General features: G+C 45.0%; 24 protein-coding genes. 7 read left to right on the plus strand and 17 right to left on the minus strand.

The genetic code is table 11. The features are described from left to right. Positions 1–281 (minus strand): helix-turn-helix domain-containing protein (locus BM202_RS28475; RefSeq protein WP_143100632.1); only part of this gene is annotated, 281 nt, incomplete at its 3' end. Positions 282–534: 253 nt separating this feature from the next. Here BM202_RS28475 and BM202_RS38935 point away from each other — a divergent pair. Both BM202_RS38935 and BM202_RS38790 read left to right on the plus strand, forming a co-directional pair. Continuing rightward, entirely contained in the window at positions 535–1,515 is a 981-nt protein-coding gene (locus BM202_RS38935) for a helix-turn-helix domain-containing protein (protein ID WP_177236708.1), read from the plus strand. 290 nt (positions 1,516–1,805) lie between these two features. Continuing rightward, positions 1,806–1,940 carry a hypothetical protein gene (locus tag BM202_RS38790; protein ID WP_262507715.1) on the plus strand — a complete coding sequence of 45 codons (135 nt, stop codon included), beginning with the start codon at positions 1,806–1,808 and terminating at the stop codon, positions 1,938–1,940. A gap of 316 nt (positions 1,941–2,256) precedes the next feature. Here BM202_RS38790 and BM202_RS37455 read toward each other — a convergent pair whose 3' ends face one another. The 3 genes from BM202_RS37455 to BM202_RS36800 are packed head-to-tail and all read right to left on the minus strand — an operon-like array spanning position 2,257 to position 2,778. After that, the gene (locus BM202_RS37455; RefSeq protein WP_093832630.1) at positions 2,257–2,436 is read right to left on the minus strand and encodes a hypothetical protein; all 180 of its coding nucleotides are present in this window, start codon (positions 2,434–2,436) and stop codon (positions 2,257–2,259) included. A gap of 15 nt (positions 2,437–2,451) precedes the next feature. Beyond that, positions 2,452–2,583, minus strand: coding sequence for a hypothetical protein (locus tag BM202_RS38795; RefSeq protein WP_262507716.1), 132 nt, complete (start codon positions 2,581–2,583; stop codon positions 2,452–2,454). Positions 2,584–2,586: 3 nt separating this feature from the next. Then, on the minus strand, positions 2,587–2,778 hold the full coding sequence (locus BM202_RS36800; RefSeq protein ID WP_143100776.1) for a hypothetical protein: 192 nt from the start codon (positions 2,776–2,778) through the stop codon (positions 2,587–2,589). Between the two features lie 488 nt (positions 2,779–3,266). Between BM202_RS36800 and BM202_RS28490 the strand changes: the two genes are divergently transcribed. Further along, positions 3,267–3,512 carry a hypothetical protein gene (locus tag BM202_RS28490; protein ID WP_093832632.1) on the plus strand — a complete coding sequence of 82 codons (246 nt, stop codon included), beginning with the start codon at positions 3,267–3,269 and terminating at the stop codon, positions 3,510–3,512. 300 nt (positions 3,513–3,812) lie between these two features. Continuing rightward, positions 3,813–4,058 (plus strand): hypothetical protein, encoded by a 246-nt coding sequence (locus tag BM202_RS28495; protein WP_093832634.1) that lies wholly within the window; start codon positions 3,813–3,815, stop codon positions 4,056–4,058. Between the two features lie 280 nt (positions 4,059–4,338). On the opposite strand, the gene BM202_RS28500 is transcribed toward BM202_RS28495, so the two are convergent. Then, positions 4,339–4,623, minus strand: a complete 285-nt coding sequence (locus BM202_RS28500) for a hypothetical protein (RefSeq protein ID WP_093832636.1) — start codon at positions 4,621–4,623, stop codon at positions 4,339–4,341. A gap of 135 nt (positions 4,624–4,758) precedes the next feature. Here BM202_RS28500 and BM202_RS38800 point away from each other — a divergent pair, with 135 nt between their 5' ends. After that, on the plus strand, positions 4,759–4,917 hold the full coding sequence (locus tag BM202_RS38800) for a DUF4113 domain-containing protein (RefSeq protein ID WP_093832835.1): 159 nt from the start codon (positions 4,759–4,761) through the stop codon (positions 4,915–4,917). 433 nt (positions 4,918–5,350) lie between these two features. Here BM202_RS38800 and BM202_RS28515 read toward each other — a convergent pair whose 3' ends face one another. The 8 genes from BM202_RS28515 to BM202_RS28540 form a co-directional block, all read right to left on the minus strand. After that, positions 5,351–5,869: a hypothetical protein gene (locus BM202_RS28515; protein WP_093832638.1), complete on the minus strand. Its 519-nt coding sequence runs from the start codon at positions 5,867–5,869 to the stop codon at positions 5,351–5,353. Between the two features lie 470 nt (positions 5,870–6,339). Beyond that, positions 6,340–6,471 carry a hypothetical protein gene (locus BM202_RS38805; RefSeq protein ID WP_262507717.1) on the minus strand — a complete coding sequence of 44 codons (132 nt, stop codon included), beginning with the start codon at positions 6,469–6,471 and terminating at the stop codon, positions 6,340–6,342. Between the two features lie 5 nt (positions 6,472–6,476). Continuing rightward, the gene (locus BM202_RS37460) at positions 6,477–6,647 is read right to left on the minus strand and encodes a hypothetical protein (RefSeq protein WP_177236709.1); all 171 of its coding nucleotides are present in this window, start codon (positions 6,645–6,647) and stop codon (positions 6,477–6,479) included. A gap of 52 nt (positions 6,648–6,699) precedes the next feature. After that, a complete protein-coding gene (locus BM202_RS28520) occupies positions 6,700–6,924 on the minus strand; it encodes a hypothetical protein (protein WP_143100777.1) in 225 nt (74 codons plus the stop codon). 98 nt (positions 6,925–7,022) lie between these two features. Then, entirely contained in the window at positions 7,023–7,181 is a 159-nt protein-coding gene (locus BM202_RS37465; RefSeq protein WP_177236710.1) for a hypothetical protein, read from the minus strand. Between the two features lie 192 nt (positions 7,182–7,373). Next, positions 7,374–7,889: a hypothetical protein gene (locus BM202_RS28525; RefSeq protein WP_093832642.1), complete on the minus strand. Its 516-nt coding sequence runs from the start codon at positions 7,887–7,889 to the stop codon at positions 7,374–7,376. Positions 7,890–7,909: 20 nt separating this feature from the next. Beyond that, complete coding sequence (locus BM202_RS28530) at positions 7,910–8,833, minus strand: Kelch repeat-containing protein (protein WP_093832644.1); 924 nt, start codon at positions 8,831–8,833, stop codon at positions 7,910–7,912. 241 nt (positions 8,834–9,074) lie between these two features. Further along, positions 9,075–9,347: a DNA/RNA non-specific endonuclease gene (locus BM202_RS28540; RefSeq protein ID WP_093832648.1), complete on the minus strand. Its 273-nt coding sequence runs from the start codon at positions 9,345–9,347 to the stop codon at positions 9,075–9,077. Between the two features lie 337 nt (positions 9,348–9,684). Here BM202_RS28540 and BM202_RS28545 point away from each other — a divergent pair, with 337 nt between their 5' ends. Further along, complete coding sequence (locus tag BM202_RS28545) at positions 9,685–10,056, plus strand: LytTR family DNA-binding domain-containing protein (RefSeq protein WP_177236711.1); 372 nt, start codon at positions 9,685–9,687, stop codon at positions 10,054–10,056. Positions 10,057–10,207: 151 nt separating this feature from the next. Here the strand turns inward: BM202_RS28545 and BM202_RS28550 are convergent, their stop codons facing one another. The 4 genes from BM202_RS28550 to BM202_RS28565 all read right to left on the minus strand — a co-directional run bounded on the left by BM202_RS28550 (position 10,208) and on the right by BM202_RS28565 (position 14,934). Beyond that, entirely contained in the window at positions 10,208–10,666 is a 459-nt protein-coding gene (locus BM202_RS28550; protein WP_093832652.1) for a hypothetical protein, read from the minus strand. Between the two features lie 595 nt (positions 10,667–11,261). Then, positions 11,262–11,669: a DUF2147 domain-containing protein gene (locus tag BM202_RS28555; RefSeq protein ID WP_093832654.1), complete on the minus strand. Its 408-nt coding sequence runs from the start codon at positions 11,667–11,669 to the stop codon at positions 11,262–11,264. Between the two features lie 166 nt (positions 11,670–11,835). Then, positions 11,836–14,028: an ATP-binding protein gene (locus tag BM202_RS38405; RefSeq protein ID WP_245776822.1), complete on the minus strand. Its 2,193-nt coding sequence runs from the start codon at positions 14,026–14,028 to the stop codon at positions 11,836–11,838. Between the two features lie 312 nt (positions 14,029–14,340). Continuing rightward, positions 14,341–14,934, minus strand: coding sequence for a superoxide dismutase family protein (locus BM202_RS28565; protein WP_177236712.1), 594 nt, complete (start codon positions 14,932–14,934; stop codon positions 14,341–14,343). 339 nt (positions 14,935–15,273) lie between these two features. On the opposite strand from BM202_RS28565, the gene BM202_RS28570 reads away from it, so the two are divergent. Further along, positions 15,274–15,699 (plus strand): response regulator, encoded by a 426-nt coding sequence (locus tag BM202_RS28570; RefSeq protein WP_093832658.1) that lies wholly within the window; start codon positions 15,274–15,276, stop codon positions 15,697–15,699. Positions 15,700–15,702: the final 3 nt, after the last annotated feature.

A 15,702-nucleotide genomic window follows, 5' to 3' on the forward strand; every position in this document is an offset into this window, starting at 1 on the left:
GCATCTTTGTCGGCTACTTTATCCAGCAAGGGTTTACGTCCCCGTCCTGGTTTGGTTTGTAGTCCTGCGAGTCCATCGGTTTTAAAGCGTTTCAGCCAGCTATTAACACTCACATGGCACATGCCCACAATCTGGGCAACATCTTTCGATTTACGGCCAGCCGCTTTGAGTAGGATGGCTTGGCAACGCATCCGAAAGCTATGGCTATCATTGGTTTTTAATTCACGTTCTAAATCGGCACGTTGGATATCGGTTAGAACCGGAGTATTTACTCGTCCCATGAGGGCAAGTTAGAAAATAATGCAAACTATTTCTCACGGACTACTTATCATCATATAATTAAACATATACCTAAAATAGTTTAATTATATGCTTTATTTTCTGAAGTTTGTCTATTCTCAGATTAGGCCTCATAATTTAATGGCTATTAAAAAAATAGCTACAGTTCAAGCCTCACGACTCTGGTTAGGCCAATAAGCTGGCGTGAACTATTAACAAGTACTCAACTCATCCATCCTTCCTTAAATAAAAAAAATGATACTCTACATCAAATACATGGTCACCCGGCGCTGCAAGATGATTGTGCAAGCCCTAGTAGAGCAACTAGGACTGCCCAAAAGCGAAGTTAGTTTGGGGAAAGTGGAGCTGAAAGCGCCCATTACCGCCGAGCAACGTGACCATTTTAAAATCGCTTTACTGCAAGCAGGCCTTGAACTGATGGACGATAAAAAGGCCCAGTTGATTGAACAAATTAAAAACGTCATTCATGCCATGTTAGAAACCGAGCAACTACCTAAAACCAAAAACTCAGCCTACATCAGCGAAAAACTACATTACGATTATACCTACCTAGCCAATCTGTTTTGTCAGGTTACGGGCACTACCATTGAGCACTACATTATTGGTCAACGAATCGAACAAGTGAAGGAACTACTGATCTATGATGAGCTGAGTCTTAGTCAAATAGCCTATCAGCTCAACTATAGTAGCGTAGCCCATTTATCCACCCAGTTCAAAAAAGTCACGGGCTTAACCCCTACCTTTTTTAAACAACTTAAGGGCCAGTACCGCCAATTTCAACCCGATGAAGAACTGCTTTTTGACCAACTCAGTACCTCATTTGCCTGGTTCCTAAGCAGCCAACAGCGTCAGCAGTATCACCAGGCACTACGAAGCGGTTGCATCTTACTGTTAACCAACCCGAAGAAAACCATTCTTTGGGCAAGCCGTAGCTTTTTAAGCTTGACGGGTTATCAGCCCATTGATGTAGTAGGAAAAACGCCTAAGCTTTTGCAGGGGCCGGGAACTGATCCGATTACGATAGGTTTGATTCGCAGGCAGTTGGATCAAGCTCAGGAGGTCGAAGCTAAGTTAGTCAACTATCGGGAGAGTGGCGAAGATTATTTATTTCATCTCCGGATTGAGCCTTTACGGGATGATCAAGGCGAGTTAACTCACTTCCTGGCCGTAGGATATGATGTAAAAGAGGAGGATCAATATGGACCTACTTGCTGACTGATCTGCCCTATATTATTTAGTCTAAAAGGGCTGCCTGTACGGACGGATTGATACGGTAAGCAATCACATTCGGTACGGCCCGATGTAGCGGTTACTTCGTTTGGAATGCATAACCGTACCTAATTCGCCTGCTTCTTTTATCATTGCGCCTGATTTACAAGAACTAGGGGCTTTTTTATTAATAACGTAGAATCTTCCGGTCTCGGCTTTTACTTCAAATTAAATAACGTCAATCATGGAAGAGCTAAAGCAGTGGCTTCGAGACAATACCATGCCACCGAATCAAAATGGATTCAGTTATACAGATATGCCTGAGTATCATCTTCATGCGCGTCCTGGGCGATGAACGCCAGGAGCATCCTGACAATGAGAAAGTGCGCAGGCTGGTTAAGGCCTGGCTGGAAAAACGTGAGATTTCCTAGCTTGCTTTGTTACCTTGACACCCGTCCCCAGCGTAGGGCTATTTGTTGAGAAAATAGACAAACCTATATCCGGTTTGTTTTATCTATACTATGGAAAGCAAACCTGTTAAACCAGACTTACAAGTTGAGGTTCTAAGCGGGATGAAACTCAAGCAGTATCCGTGGGGCTATATCGCCGAAAAGTCCAGTGTTATCGTCGGTAGCCAAAATTTAGCAGATATACTGGACATACTTAACCGGGCGATACACGATCAAAAATTATAAAGAATTTGTACCGTCCCCAAACAGAGCCTGGCCATGCTGGGCTTTTTTTATTTCAACCCCAGGGAACATAGGTATAGCTTTCCTTGATTAGGTGTTGCAAATGCTCCAGTGCTTTGGCGTATTCCTCTAATCCCTCTGGTAGTTGCTGAATCGCTGCGATTTCTACATCAGCGAATCGTTTTACAACCTTCCAGGACACGTTGTACAGAACCGGGTTAATATCGCCGATCATCGCATCCTATAACGCCTAGCGGTAATCCAGGTAGGCATTGGTAACCGTTTGCTTGCTGGCATTTGACTTTAATAAGGCAAATGCGGTAGCGGCTTCAGTAAGTAGCTGAACAGGCATTTTGCCGGGTGGCATGGGATGGCAGCTCATTCGTTATACCACCCATTTAGCTACCCAGTCCTTCACCTTCTGAAACGGTTCAACATGCCCCATATCTCCCGCGAACGCTTGATCCAGTAATGCCTGAATTTTTATAGTGGGATCATTATCCCATTCAAGGCATTTTATAGCCGCATGATGCTCGTTCAGAAGCCGCAGCATATCGGCCACTTTCTGGCGGACCACGGCCGGATTTTCGGCAATATTTAGCTTGGCGAATTCGGCTTATTTCTCCTTGAGAAGCCGACCGTATTCCGCGCTGGTTGGTGTAGTAGAGGTGATTTTTCGTTAAGTGTTTCGCCGTCAAAATGTTATATTAAGCCTCACTATAACCCCCTTTCCCCACCCATTTTTAGAAGCCTGGGTATATAAGTTGTACGGAAGTCAGTCATGACATGCACCAGACAAATCCCCTGCTTTCTAGTAGGATAGCTTGTTGGCGCTATTGGTCACGATAGAAGATGGAACGCGTACATTACCCTGGTTGAATTTTGGCAAATCCGTTTGATTTCAGCTAAGCGGCCAGTGCGATATATGCCGCCCTACAAATGGATTTGCCAAAAAACCACAATTTATTGCCGTAATCTCATAAGCTGCCACGGCATGATGACCGACCAAACAAAGGGTTATGATGGCTGGTTTGCAAACTAAATACCTTACTTAAAATAATAACCATGCAAAATCAAACCGCAGCCTATTTACCTAGTCCTAGCCCGGTAACGCTGATTGTCTACCAGAAAGAACCGTATCAATACGTTGCCGTTTTTGTCAATCAAACCCGGCAGCAGGCGGAGGAAACGTTCAAAAAAAAGTATGACCTTCAGCCTGAGGAAGTTTATGAGGTGAAGGAATACAAAGATGTTGAAAGCTACTCGGTCACCGAGGACGGCAATCTGCTGGTGAACGGCAGTTATAAATAAGAAACTAGCTATAAAGGTCCCGAAAATGATCAACCTGGGTGGGATGGCGTGGCTATAATAAAACCTATACCTTCAACACTGGCCTTCGAGGGCAAAGATGATCCCGATATCGTCCTGTTGCGCATAACCACACTCGTGGGGGAATGTTAAGAGTAGGTGATTCATTCCTTAATCGTTTTGTAGACTCACCGAGTGAAGTCAGGCAGGGGGCGTTATTGACAAAGGGAGCAGAATCGCTTATTCGTGAACAATCGAAGGTTTGCCGAAGTTGTTCCCCCACTAACTAGATAAACAAAGACTATGAGCAAGGGAGCCACTCAACCAACTGTTCGCGATACGGCCGACGACACCAAGAAGTACGAATTAGACACTAATTTGCCCGACGAAGCGCAGGGTAAAACAGCGCGGGGCAAACACAAAAGCAAGCAAAGTACTGAAGACCAACATGACGCCACCGGATCTGTTGAAACGAATCGGGCTGGTGGTCATGGGCATTCGGGTCACAGCGGGAGCCGGAGTGGCAGCGACTCGAACGCGGAAAAGTAGACATGGTCGCCTGGCTGTTTTAGTTGGATTGGCAGTCGGCTAACCGGATGAAAACGCAGACTGGCGAATACCCCCATCGATGAGGGCTTAAAGTGATCAAAGAGTAGACCCGGACATATTTGATCCGGGTCTTTTGTTTAAGGAGAGGCCAGTGCATCCAAATCTGGCGGTAATCATAAACGGATTCGCAAGCTTGAGAAAGGGTAAGTGTAAATGGTAGCAGGTCTGGTTAGACTATCAGGCCTGCTACCATTTATAGTATCCACTGATTACCTATCAGTTACTGTTGCAGTGGGATAAGACTTGGGGCTGAGATGGGTTCAGCGGCATAGAGTCTTGCCTGGTAGCCTTTATTAAGCCCGACCGCTATCCATACTATATCGCCTGTGGTTAACTCTCTGCCGGATAAGAAACCATACTCGGGTGTTCGGAACAGGTCCTCGCCGTGGGGGATGAGCCGAAACCACTCCTGGTCGCCAATCTCGTTAAACTCATGCGTAGCAACATAGTGCTGGATGTCCCCTGGGGTAAGAGTTGGAATGGGATTGTGAGTTTCGATGTTCATGACTGTATTATTTAAAGATGTTTTTTACCTATATAACGAAAAGGGGAGATAAAAGCGTTTATATAAGCTTATAAAACCGCAGCGGGGTCTAATTAAAAAACGGACGGCACTAAGCACCCTGCGCGGTACGGGACCATCAAAGTCTCCGCTGCAACGGACAAAGTCAATAAGGGATATGGTCATGACAAGCTGCGGCTGGTAAGTCAGCAACACAATCCTGAGTGGCCGATGAAGCAGAACTATTTGTCACCTAGGTATACAACGCGTTGGGACGATATATTGGAAGTAAAGTAAGTTTAAGTTGACACCGTTATGAACCGAGTCATTGCGCCAGGTGACCGGGTGATCGTCACACCCCTCAAAAATGGCATTACCCGTAAATTGTACAAGGCAACCGTGATTGCCTAGATGTCATCGGGCAAACTCAAAGTTCAGCCCGATGGGGATAAACGCCAGACATCGAAACTGGTCAATACTAACGATGTAAAGAAATTGGCCGATAAACCCACACCATAATCAATTTAGGAACTCAACAACTAATAAAAATGACTATGACACAAGAACAGATCATTTATCGCCCAGGTGTACAAACTAGTGGGACGATATACTGGAAGTAATTTAGTTAGAGCAAGTTTTCAACGACAGAGATTTATCTGGTGGAGTTGCTACAGTCGGATGTCAATGATGCGATGGAAGCGGTTTGGGCGTAAATTAAGTTATGATAATTTTAATAGAGCTCCTTACCTAATTGTTGCCACCAATAAAATCCGTATTCTCGAACAGGTTTGGGTATATCATCAGGCCATGATTTTGCATACCAACTCCATTCTCCATTTTTCTTTTGTATGCATTGGTAATAAAAGGAATCGCTACAATTGATGCCTAAATAGTGGTATTGAATTTGAATAGCTATCGTTAACTTCACAACGTTTTGTTGTCCAAAAGCTGCAATAGTATGATTAAGATTATAATAAAATGGATAAATATCATGCGTGCCTATATTTGAGATAATTTCCTCAGTAGGCATTGTGGCAATATTTGTTATTCCGCCCCCGGCTGCTGTACGTAGTGCATCAATTATGAATTCAGGCCGTACTGAATAGATCGGAATTATAGTAGTATTTACAATTTGAAAAATATTATAAAAAGGATTTTTGGGATCAATGGATTCAAGTGGATTTAATTTTACTTCAGGCCAAAACCATGAATAGGCAGAACCTATAAGAATTGAAATAACTATACTCAAAAAGGATTTTACAGAAAGGGTGAGTCTACCCAACTAACTCTTTTTATCATTAACGTATCTTTTTTCAATTATTAATTTCCCCATCAGTCTATAAACATATTCCCCTCTGATAAGATCGCTTTTCTTGAAGTTATGACTTTGTTACAGAACGTTTTACTTTTTAACCAATCCTTCCCCTTACTAATCAGGGTCTTTTTTTAAAATCTCTGCCTATCGCTATCCATCCAACTCTGAATGATCAGCAGGGCCAGGCATACAACAATACCTATAGCATAATAATGCGTGAAACGAGTATGCATCGCCAGTTCTTCGGGAGTATAGCTGTTAACCTTTCCTTTCTCGATCAAGTTTAGTAGATCGTCAATCATGTTTGTTTGACTTTTAGGACTCAGTATTTATCATTCCTACCAATTCTTCCCCCTTACGGGTTAGATATATTTTGAGGTACTTTCCAATGCCATTTTGGGGCTCTATCGACGAACCATATACGTTAGCATAAACCAGTACAATGCGGCCAGGCTAATGCCAAAGCCCACAATGCGCAAAATCAAGCCGAGTAACGTGTCATTGTGCCTATTTTCGGGATCGTCCTGATTTTCCATTGGTTTTATTTATAATCCTGCTTGATCACCTCTTTATATTGCACCCATAGCAAGGCTAAGCAGATGCCAATGCCCACCATGAAATAATCCGTATGACGCAAGTGCATGGCCAATTCGTCCGCTGTACAGCCGGATAGCTCACCTTTGCCAATCCAATTCATAAATGCGTCAATCATATAGGTGCGGTTTAGGCTAAGTTTGGTTACTCAATTACAGGACCGTTTGCCATTATAAGCTATTTAAGTAATCATACATTTGCTTTCGCTGATTACTTAAATAGCCAATCGATTCCTTTACGTTCGTAATAAAATTCCCATCAGCATCTAAGGCATTATTCATTTTCTCTAAACCTGGAAGTAAATCTGTTAAGTCAGCTACTGACTTATCGTACGAAGAAATTACCTGTCTTAAAACCGTCTTTTCTGCTTCAATTTCTTGATGATTTGCTTCCATATTTATGTCTATCTGGCTCAAGACCATCTCATTAATTAGTCCCGGACTAATTTCAGGGTAAAGGTTCCTGTGGTTGAAGCGTACTAACACTAGCGAATCTACTTGCGCTTGTTCCGTAGGGGTCCGATGAACAGGCCCGCGAATAGTGTAGTGAAGATCAGCAAGGCGATGCGGCCTATCTGACCGATCAGACTACCGCTGTACTCAATGCCATAGTGTTCGGCAACCGTTGGTTTGTCAATTTTCTGAGTATCCATGTTTTTGAGATTTATGGATTTAGTTGAACGAGTTACAACGTTTTTGTGACATTGACAAACAAAAAACCGTAGCTATACATCTGTCTTCGTTTGAATTACCTGCTGCACATCTTCTGGGATATTCGACAGCAGGTTATAGTCAAAATTCCTACGTTGAGACCAGATCAACTCCCACGGTGATAGCGAAAGCTATTAAAACGTTAACTCCCACAGTTTACTGGTAGATCGATCGATGACATATACCCGCCCATTTAGGGTAAATGATTTGTAATTGACCCAGTTTACGGTATTGCTGTTCCCCGATCGAATCGCCGAGAGGTCATATCGAGCCGTAAGTTGATTGGCGTCCGTCGAGTACCGGATCAGATCGTCGTTTGTCGTAACGATTTGTGTATAGATTCTCGACGTTGGAATAAATTTAAGCGTATTTCCCAGGCCGAACAACAAATCATTGCCCACTGATCCAACTAGTGCGGGACTCAGATCACTTTGCCTGTCAGAAATAAGGCTTGATTGGCCAAACGTATCGGTAGCTAAGTCGTATCTGGCAGAATAGAGCTTCCCATTTCCGTTTTCATCATAATTACCAAAATAGGCATAAGCGTTACCGGAAATCGTAAGAAGTGGTTGATTAGTAATTAGATAATTGGTTAAATTCGGTAACGCAACCGTTTGAACAGCTTTCTGAAGCGCATCGAAGCGAACCATTCGTTTTTGATACGTATCCTCTAAAATACCTGATTACCCGTTTGATAAGTATAATTGTAAGGGGCAAGAACCGGCTTATTCGGCGTGTCCAGCTTAGTCCATTGATCTACATTAGGATTATACTCCCAGTGAAAGGTAGGGTTTGGGACTAATGCATCTGAGTACAGCACATAGCCTTTGTTATTTACCCCAAATACCAGAGCGGGCCAGCCATTAAAACTGCCTGAGGGTTCGATAGTGAGCTGCTGCCGGGGTAACCACTTATTCTTAGAAGCATCATATTGAAACAGATTGCCATTCCGGTCAAGAACATACAGGTTTTCGTTACAGATGAACGAATAAAAATCGTAATTCAGGGTTGTTATTGGTACAGTTGTGCGATTGACAAGCGTAATGGGCGAATAGATTGATTTTTCGACTTGGTTAATTCGAAACCGGGTAATGGCATTCATCGAGGGTCGTGGTACCCAACTGGGTGTCTGCAAGCGGGGAGTGGCCAAATACCGGCCGTAGTAAACCCGGCCATCCTGCATAATGAAATACGGCTCAATATAATAATCTTTCGCTGGAATCAGATCTTGCGTGATGGCTTCAAACTGATAATTTACACTGTCGAAGGTTGCTTTGAGTCGAAGCTGTTGTGGGTTTTTTATCGACAATACCGAATCCGTAGCCGACAGACAAAACCCATACTCCCGGATATGTTTACGGGCAAAGGCAGGGTTGGTGATACCGAATCGGCAGGAAAACCGTACATCGGTCGTTGTGGTCCGGGTATAAATGAGCTGAGAGTCAATGTAGAGACTATCATTCTTGTATTGGATGTCGACCAGTGGTGGTTCTGGGACCTGCGGTGGAGTCACCGGTGTCGGATCGTCGACGGAAGGCCGTTGACAACCCGCAATCATCAGCGCATACACAACGAGTAGATAAAAAAGTCTCATACCCCTAAAAGACAAAAAAAATTCGATCTGTCTAGTTTACTCAACCAACTTGAAACATGCCCTTTTGTTACAAATGTATTTACTTGATAGGCCACTAAGTTGAGACTGCAAAAAAATAAAACTCCTCAATTCACCTGTCCGGTTGATCATCACCTGATCTAGCAAGCGTTTCACCTGCGTAGCCTGGAACGCACAACCTACAACGGTTTGAAATCCGGCGTCGTTGTAGTGTTTGCAATAATTAAAGATTAGCTGCATCCGGCTTCGCTTTAATCATTCGTTGCACACTCTCCGGCACGTTCGACAATAAGTCGTACCCAGTTTGTTTCTCTATTTCATCCACACTGCCCCGGTAGCTTCCCCACGCTCCCTCACCCGTTGCATTTGTATTCGGCATCCAGACCGTAATAACCTGCGTTTGCGCGTTAATCCGGTTCACATCGTCCGATCCTACCGGCAGTACTACGATTACCTTCCACGGGGCAGCCGGAACGCTTAGTTTGCTACTGGTAATAAAAGTAGTCTTCTTTTTAACAGGTAGTCACCAAAGCTTAGGAGAATCCGTTAATTACTGAACTCACTTCTTTAATCATAATGCCTATTTACTGCATAAATAAGTGAAAATGACTACAAACCGTTGTGACTATTAGTGTGATAAAATTAGGGATTCCAAAAGGTCGATGAAGTCGACTTTTTTTTGTTTTCGGCAAGAGAATCATCATTGATTTAGAAGTGGACAAAGGTAGCGAAGCAACATGGGCGTTTCAGGATAATTGGACGCATTGGTACCGCTAGCTGATTATCTGAAACTTAGGATGGCCCATCTGGTTGATAAGCACGCTAACTACCTGATGAAAAAGCTCCGATTATCGCCCCTCAAACTAACGTCTGCTGATGATGTACTCATCGTGTATATATCGGGTTATGGCAGTTATTCTAGGTTGCACCTGAAAACGGGAGGAACGCAACTCTATCCAAATCCCCTGGTTCGCTATGCCAAGCGATTACTCCACTTTATCCGCATTCATAAACATTATCTGATCAACCCCAGCTTTGTACGGTCAGTCACCCAGCTTGATACCGCTCATGGCTTTGTTACATTGGAATCGGGCGAAAAATTGCCCATTGCCCGCCGTCGCCTTCAGCCCGCTAAAAAGGCCCTGCAAGCAGTCCTGACCGGGCGGTCACCGATTGTAACACTATCTAATCATACCCTGGAGTAGAGGACTGTGCTTTTTTGCCAAGAAGTTAGTCCTGCGTTTGTTCGGCAATCTCGTAGATCAGGTGATAAAAGGCAATTTTGAAGCTTTCCTGCTCATCGGATATGGTCTCTCCATTAGTCGGCTAGTCTGCGCTGTAAACCTGCTTGAGTTCTCAACGGCACGTATAGGCGAGCATACCCACGATCAACAAGGTGACCGTAATGCCCGCCAACCAAAACGTACGCTTAAAATCATCAATGACGGTATCCAAGGATTTGAGGTAGACATAGGCAGCTCTCAATCCGTCTCGTTTTAAGATGAGTCTGGCTTCCTTAGGAAGAAGCCGTCTGGCCAGACGAAAATTGCCAGCCTCAAACTTAGTGTAAAACCTTTCTTTGCGTTTGCCAAAGTTGAGCGCATCGGCCTGCTCCTGAACATCCAGCGACTGAAGGATCTGCTCCTTGGGGTTCCAGCTATATCCGCAATTTAAGCAGTATACATCTCCATCCATTTTAATTAGTCCCCCATCTGCTATCTGACTGCTTTCCCCCGTGTCGTCATAGGTGAGGCTAGGTTTTTGTGCAGACACCTCTTTGGAATCACACTTTGGGCAGTGTAGGTAATTAGTCATGGATAGCAGTTGGAAGTGTTTTTGAATGGGAATTGACAAGACTTGGGCTCCCTGGACAATTTTGTAAGACAGGTATTAAACACTATTAAAGCGAAAGGGTTGGCAACAAAAAACAGATAGCCGGGAATAATACCACATACTATGCGGCATGCTTAACGTTAAAAAGTGGTGAAAGTGAAGCCGGAAACAAATAGTTTTTTAGCCCCATTTCAATACTGGCAAGGTGGCAAACCCCCTATATAGGCTTTTGCCACTTGCCACCAACTACACATCCCAAAATAATGCCCAGATTTGTCGGTACCTTATACTATATAATTCCAGAAAAACGTCAATGTATTTGCTGTTGGTAATTGAGTGGTATTTACCGGAAGGATAAGAACCTTTTAATAAGGTTTACACATAATTTGTGTACTATTTTTACTCTGAAAAGTCAAATTTTACTGCATTTTACTGATAATCAAATATTTATATGTGAAGTTTACTTTCAAAGAGGGAAACTAACAGGGCTGTAGACTTTTAAGAGGAGGTACGTTTACTGGAGCCGACCGCTGGGAAGTATATAAATAATCAGGGTAGACTGGCCAAGCCAAAACAATTAACTGATTTGTCGGGTCATAATGAATTTTTTGTGAAGCAGTTTAATTCCTTTATAAACCGTTACGGTTATCGTATGCGGGCTACTCAGATGCACCTCAACACTGAGGGTCATGCCCGTTTTGGGATGCACTAAATCTCCGTCCGACCAAACTTCTCCATCGAAGGTGAGGTTGCGAATCAGGACTTTATCTTTTATCAATCCATAATTTTTCTCCCCGGCCTTATCTACTTCAGCCACGCGGGCGAAATACTGATTGCCTATCCGGTAGATATCGACGCTGGACCCTTTCGAGGGAAATAGCCACCGTCCCAGAATCTGGTCGGCTGGCAGATCGGCTTTTGCCCCTGGCAGCAGGAAAAGCAGCCAGATCGCCCAAAAGGAGTTTCGATTCACTGATAATTTCATGGGTATACGCTGAATTGTACTTTGTCTATTAACTCGATTTTTGGGGAATTGGATGCTTTTCTACGTTATTAACGTCAATAGGATGGCCAAATGCATAAAAAATCAAGCTAAAGCCTCACTAAGTGATTCGCGGGGCTTTGGCTTAAGAGTAAGGAGATTCCAGCGCTTATAACACCGATCCAACCTTAGTAGTAGGCAGTTCAATGATAAATTCGGTGCCTATCCCTTGCTGACTCTTCACCAGTAATGAACCACCATGTCCCTTGGTGATAATGTCGTAGCTTAGCGATAGCCCTAATCCGGTGCCTTCGCCGGTAGGTTTGGTCGTGAAAAAAGGCTGAAAAATCTTGGCTAACACCGCTTCGGGAATGCCAATGCCATTATCCCGAATCTGAATCTGGACCTGGCCTTCCTGTTGACTGGTCTTTACGGCGATGGTAGGCTGATAGCCTGATTCGCCCTGCTTCTGGCGTTCGCCCACGGCATGAAAGGCGTTGTTAAATAGATTGAGTAATACCCGACCCAAATCCTGAGGAATAACCTCCAGTTTATTCAGAGATGGCTCAAACTGCGTGTCTAAGGCACAATTAAAGGTTTTGTCTTTAGCCCTCAGCCCGTGGTAGGATAGCCGCAGGTACTCATCCGTCAGTACGTTTAGGTCTGTAAGTTGCTTCTCGCCCGTGCTCATGCGTGAGTGTTCCAGCATGCTTTTTACGATGCCCGATGCTCGGCTACCGTGATGATTGATCTTGGCCAAATTGGCGCTGAGATCCGTAAGTAACTCGTTTTCCAAGTCGGTATCCCGCTGACTCTTCTGGCGCTCTTCCGTCAGATCTTCGACCAGCTCCACGCTCAATTGGGAGAAGTTGTTGACAAAGTTCAGGGGGTTCTGAATCTCATGGGCGATGCCCGCCGTAAGCTCACCCAGGCTGGCCATTTTCTCTTTCTGAACAAGCTGTACCTGCGTATTTTTCAATTCAGCCAGCGACTGACTAAGCAAGGCGGTTCGCGCCGATACCTCTTTTTCCAGGCTTACGTTATGGCTGGCCAGGAGTTGTTGTTTTTCCTGCTCCTGAGCCAGCGTCTGGGCCGACAGTGCTTCTATCTGTACCAATTTTTCTGCTAATGACCTGTTCGTTTGAGCGAACTTGCTCGCCAAAAATAAGGTCATGCAGACGGGTAAACTTAGCACGCCGAGATTATAGAATACCTGATTCAATATGGATTTTGTGTGTGAGTCGATCTCCAGAAATGGGATCACTATAAACAAGATGCTGCAGACAACAATGGCTGGAGCGCCTATCGCCAGTATCCGGTACTCTTTCCCCCGTTTTCGACCCGCCACCAGCAAAAGCCGAATATACTCCACATTCGTTGGCAGGGCGACCAGCATCGCGGCATAAACGGGCAGATCGACGACGAAGGTGTACACCAGCAGAAAACTACTGAAAGCGACGAGGGCGGAATAGAAAATAAACCCTTTCTGTTTCTCAAATTCACTGTACACCGCCAGCAGAAAGGTGAGTTGTCCGCCAAAGAAAAGCGCCCACTGGCCAACGGCAGCGTTCGCTCGAAAGGGTACGCTGTGAACCTGTTGAAACGTGAAAGGCAGTAATAGAAGAGATGCGGTGGCACAAAGACAGTAGAGACCAAACCATAGGTTAACTTTCTGGGCAGGATACCAGGAGTAAAAGAGCAGATGTAATAGGGTCAGGATAAAAAACAGGCCAGCCTTGAAATAATTAAGCAGCCCGGCATCCAGAATGCCGCCCTCTTCATAGCCACTACGTTGATCGGCCGCGGTGAGTCTGATCAGGAGAAATGGATTCGGTCGACCCCAGAATTTCCGGTACTGAATCCCGGGTTGTACGGCGAAGCGCACCGCCAGTACCTGGTTGGACTGAGCGCCAGATTGAAAATAGATACGTTGCCCCGAAGTCGACGTAGCGCCTGATGGGTTGTAGGCTTTTACCAGGTTAGAATTCGCGTTCACGTTACCAAAGTCGCCCATGAGTCGCCCATTCAGATAAACCTGGGAGGCTACCTGTTGATCAATGAGCATACTGATTACGGTGTTGGCTAACGCAGAATCAATATTGATGTGCAGCCGAAGCCAGCCCATACCTGCCTGTTGAAGCTGGGGCAACTGGTTGATTTCCTGGCTGGGGTCTACGGATGACCAGCGTCGATCATCGAAACCGGGGCTAGCCCAGCCAGGTGAATCGCCCGCGTGCCATTTCCAGTTTTGGGTTAATAGTAAACCCGTTGAGGGCAGCGAATCGATGCGAAAAACAGCCTGAGCTAAACTGTCATGAAAAGTTAATGTGTAGAGAATCAGTAAAATAAGTAGCCGAACCATGGTTAGTAGGAGAGAGGAAACCGCAGCCAAAATACTAAACAAAAGCCAATAGGACGAGCAGACGAAAGGATAAAGTAGGCAGTAAAAGCCCGGCGCTGAGAGTGCCGGGCTTTTACTGCCTACTTTATGTAAAGTACATAACTTTTCTAATGGCGCAGTCGCTTGTACTCACATGAGTAGCGCCTGACGGATCGCTTCTTTATCCTCCGCAATTTTGCCCGGCTATCGTCCCCAATAGCTGATCCTTGTGAACGAGGAACACTCAGATCGGCAATTATGATTTTGGGTCGGAATAATCAGGTGGTACAGGCTCTATTTTCGGACCACGACACCACCGGCAATCCGGCCACCGCTGTTTCCGGTCGGGTCGGTTACCTGATCGTCAGCGTTGGCATGAATAATTAATGATGACCCATCACTATCAAAGAGCGTCATGGGACCATCTGACAACGTAATACGGTTCGTGGTCGTTATCAACGTCCCTTTTCCCTGACTATCGACAATCAGGTTGGGTAGATCACCAGCGTGTGTGCCTAACGGATTGTTCAGGCCGTGTTGATGGGAAGCGGGATTGTAGTGGGCTCCTGACGAATTAAAGGCGGGCGAGTCAGTAGGCTGGGCTGAACCTATGGCGTGGAAGTGGATACCGTGGGTACCTGTGGGCAAGCCGCTTACTGTCACCGTCAGGCTAACCAGGCCTTGACTGTCTTCGCTTAGTTCCGCGACACCAATACTACCGCTGCTATTAACCAGGTTTACCGTTGCGGCTGCTCGTGGTACATTCTGATGATCGGTACAGGCGGTTACTAATCCAGCGACGACCAGCCCGATACCAAAGAATCCTAGTTGCTTAGCCCGTGATAAACCTGGATGGAGGGAAGTCGTCTTCGGGCGTATTCTGCCCATACGCTTGGAGCGGGAGAAAGAAAAGGAAGTGAAGGTTGTGAACATTTGTTTTGATTGAATAATGAAACGACTAACCAGCGAACCAGTAGCTTATCAACTGGCTTCGTATTTAAAAGTAGTAGTCGATTGAACGATAAGAAAGGAGCTGTCTACCAACCCCGTCGCAATGTGCGTGAACAACTGTATTCGGGTTGTGAACGCTTTACAGGAAGCGTTTATACGTACCAAAGATGGACCTGTTGACTAGTCAAAAAGGTCAACAGCCATTGATAATTAGCTAGCCACAAGACACTAATTTATGCTATCATTGTGAACAGAAGCCCCTCTTTAGTAAACCCAATGGAACAAACCTACCGTGTACTCATCGTCGATGATGACCCAGACGATCAGTTCTTAATCAAAATCGCCTTTGAGCAGGAGTCAGAAAAATTTATACTGGACATTGCTTCGGATGGCAATGAGGTGCTGACCATGATTCAAACGCCCCTTTTTTTGCCTGATCTGATTTTGCTGGATCTGAACATGCCCTTTGTCAGCGGCTTCGGGGTGCTTCAGTATCTGAAAGAATCGCCCCGTCATTGTCATATTCCGGTAATTATCCTGACGACATCCAGTCAGCCGGATGATGTAGAGCAGGCCTACAGATTTGGGGCTAACACCTTCATCACCAAGCCATCCAGTCATCAGGAGTTAACCAGATTAGTTCGGCACTTACGTGTGTACTGGTTCGAATTGGCGACGATTTACACGGCTGGTATTCGTTGATGT

The sequence above is a fragment of the Spirosoma endophyticum genome (assembly GCF_900112365.1).
In the GTDB taxonomy this organism is placed as follows: domain Bacteria; phylum Bacteroidota; class Bacteroidia; order Cytophagales; family Spirosomataceae; genus Spirosoma; species Spirosoma endophyticum.

Excerpts from the sequence above, each read along its gene's own strand:
- BM202_RS28545 (WP_177236711.1), top strand. The coding sequence starts at position 9,685 with ATGAAAAAGCTCCGATTATCGCCCCTCAAACTAACGTCTGCTGATGAT.
- BM202_RS28490 (WP_093832632.1), top strand. The coding sequence starts at position 3,267 with ATGCAAAATCAAACCGCAGCCTATTTACCTAGTCCTAGCCCGGTAACG.
- BM202_RS37460 (WP_177236709.1), bottom strand. The coding sequence starts at position 6,647 with ATGATTGACGCATTTATGAATTGGATTGGCAAAGGTGAGCTATCCGGC.
- BM202_RS38795 (WP_262507716.1), bottom strand. The coding sequence starts at position 2,583 with ATGAGCTGCCATCCCATGCCACCCGGCAAAATGCCTGTTCAGCTACTT.
- BM202_RS28550 (WP_093832652.1), bottom strand. The coding sequence starts at position 10,666 with ATGACTAATTACCTACACTGCCCAAAGTGTGATTCCAAAGAGGTGTCT.
- BM202_RS38790 (WP_262507715.1), top strand. The coding sequence starts at position 1,806 with ATGGATTCAGTTATACAGATATGCCTGAGTATCATCTTCATGCGCGTC.
- BM202_RS28570 (WP_093832658.1), top strand. The coding sequence starts at position 15,274 with ATGGAACAAACCTACCGTGTACTCATCGTCGATGATGACCCAGACGAT.
- BM202_RS28495 (WP_093832634.1), top strand. The coding sequence starts at position 3,813 with ATGAGCAAGGGAGCCACTCAACCAACTGTTCGCGATACGGCCGACGAC.
- BM202_RS28530 (WP_093832644.1), bottom strand. The coding sequence starts at position 8,833 with ATGAGACTTTTTTATCTACTCGTTGTGTATGCGCTGATGATTGCGGGT.
- BM202_RS38405 (WP_245776822.1), bottom strand. The coding sequence starts at position 14,028 with ATGGTTCGGCTACTTATTTTACTGATTCTCTACACATTAACTTTTCAT.
- BM202_RS28525 (WP_093832642.1), bottom strand. The coding sequence starts at position 7,889 with ATGGTTCGCTTCGATGCGCTTCAGAAAGCTGTTCAAACGGTTGCGTTA.
- BM202_RS28565 (WP_177236712.1), bottom strand. The coding sequence starts at position 14,934 with ATGGGCAGAATACGCCCGAAGACGACTTCCCTCCATCCAGGTTTATCA.
- BM202_RS38935 (WP_177236708.1), top strand. The coding sequence starts at position 535 with ATGATACTCTACATCAAATACATGGTCACCCGGCGCTGCAAGATGATT.
- BM202_RS28555 (WP_093832654.1), bottom strand. The coding sequence starts at position 11,669 with ATGAAATTATCAGTGAATCGAAACTCCTTTTGGGCGATCTGGCTGCTT.
- BM202_RS28520 (WP_143100777.1), bottom strand. The coding sequence starts at position 6,924 with ATGGAAGCAAATCATCAAGAAATTGAAGCAGAAAAGACGGTTTTAAGA.
- BM202_RS38805 (WP_262507717.1), bottom strand. The coding sequence starts at position 6,471 with ATGGAAAATCAGGACGATCCCGAAAATAGGCACAATGACACGTTACTC.
- BM202_RS28500 (WP_093832636.1), bottom strand. The coding sequence starts at position 4,623 with ATGAACATCGAAACTCACAATCCCATTCCAACTCTTACCCCAGGGGAC.
- BM202_RS37455 (WP_093832630.1), bottom strand. The coding sequence starts at position 2,436 with ATGATCGGCGATATTAACCCGGTTCTGTACAACGTGTCCTGGAAGGTT.
- BM202_RS37465 (WP_177236710.1), bottom strand. The coding sequence starts at position 7,181 with ATGGATACTCAGAAAATTGACAAACCAACGGTTGCCGAACACTATGGC.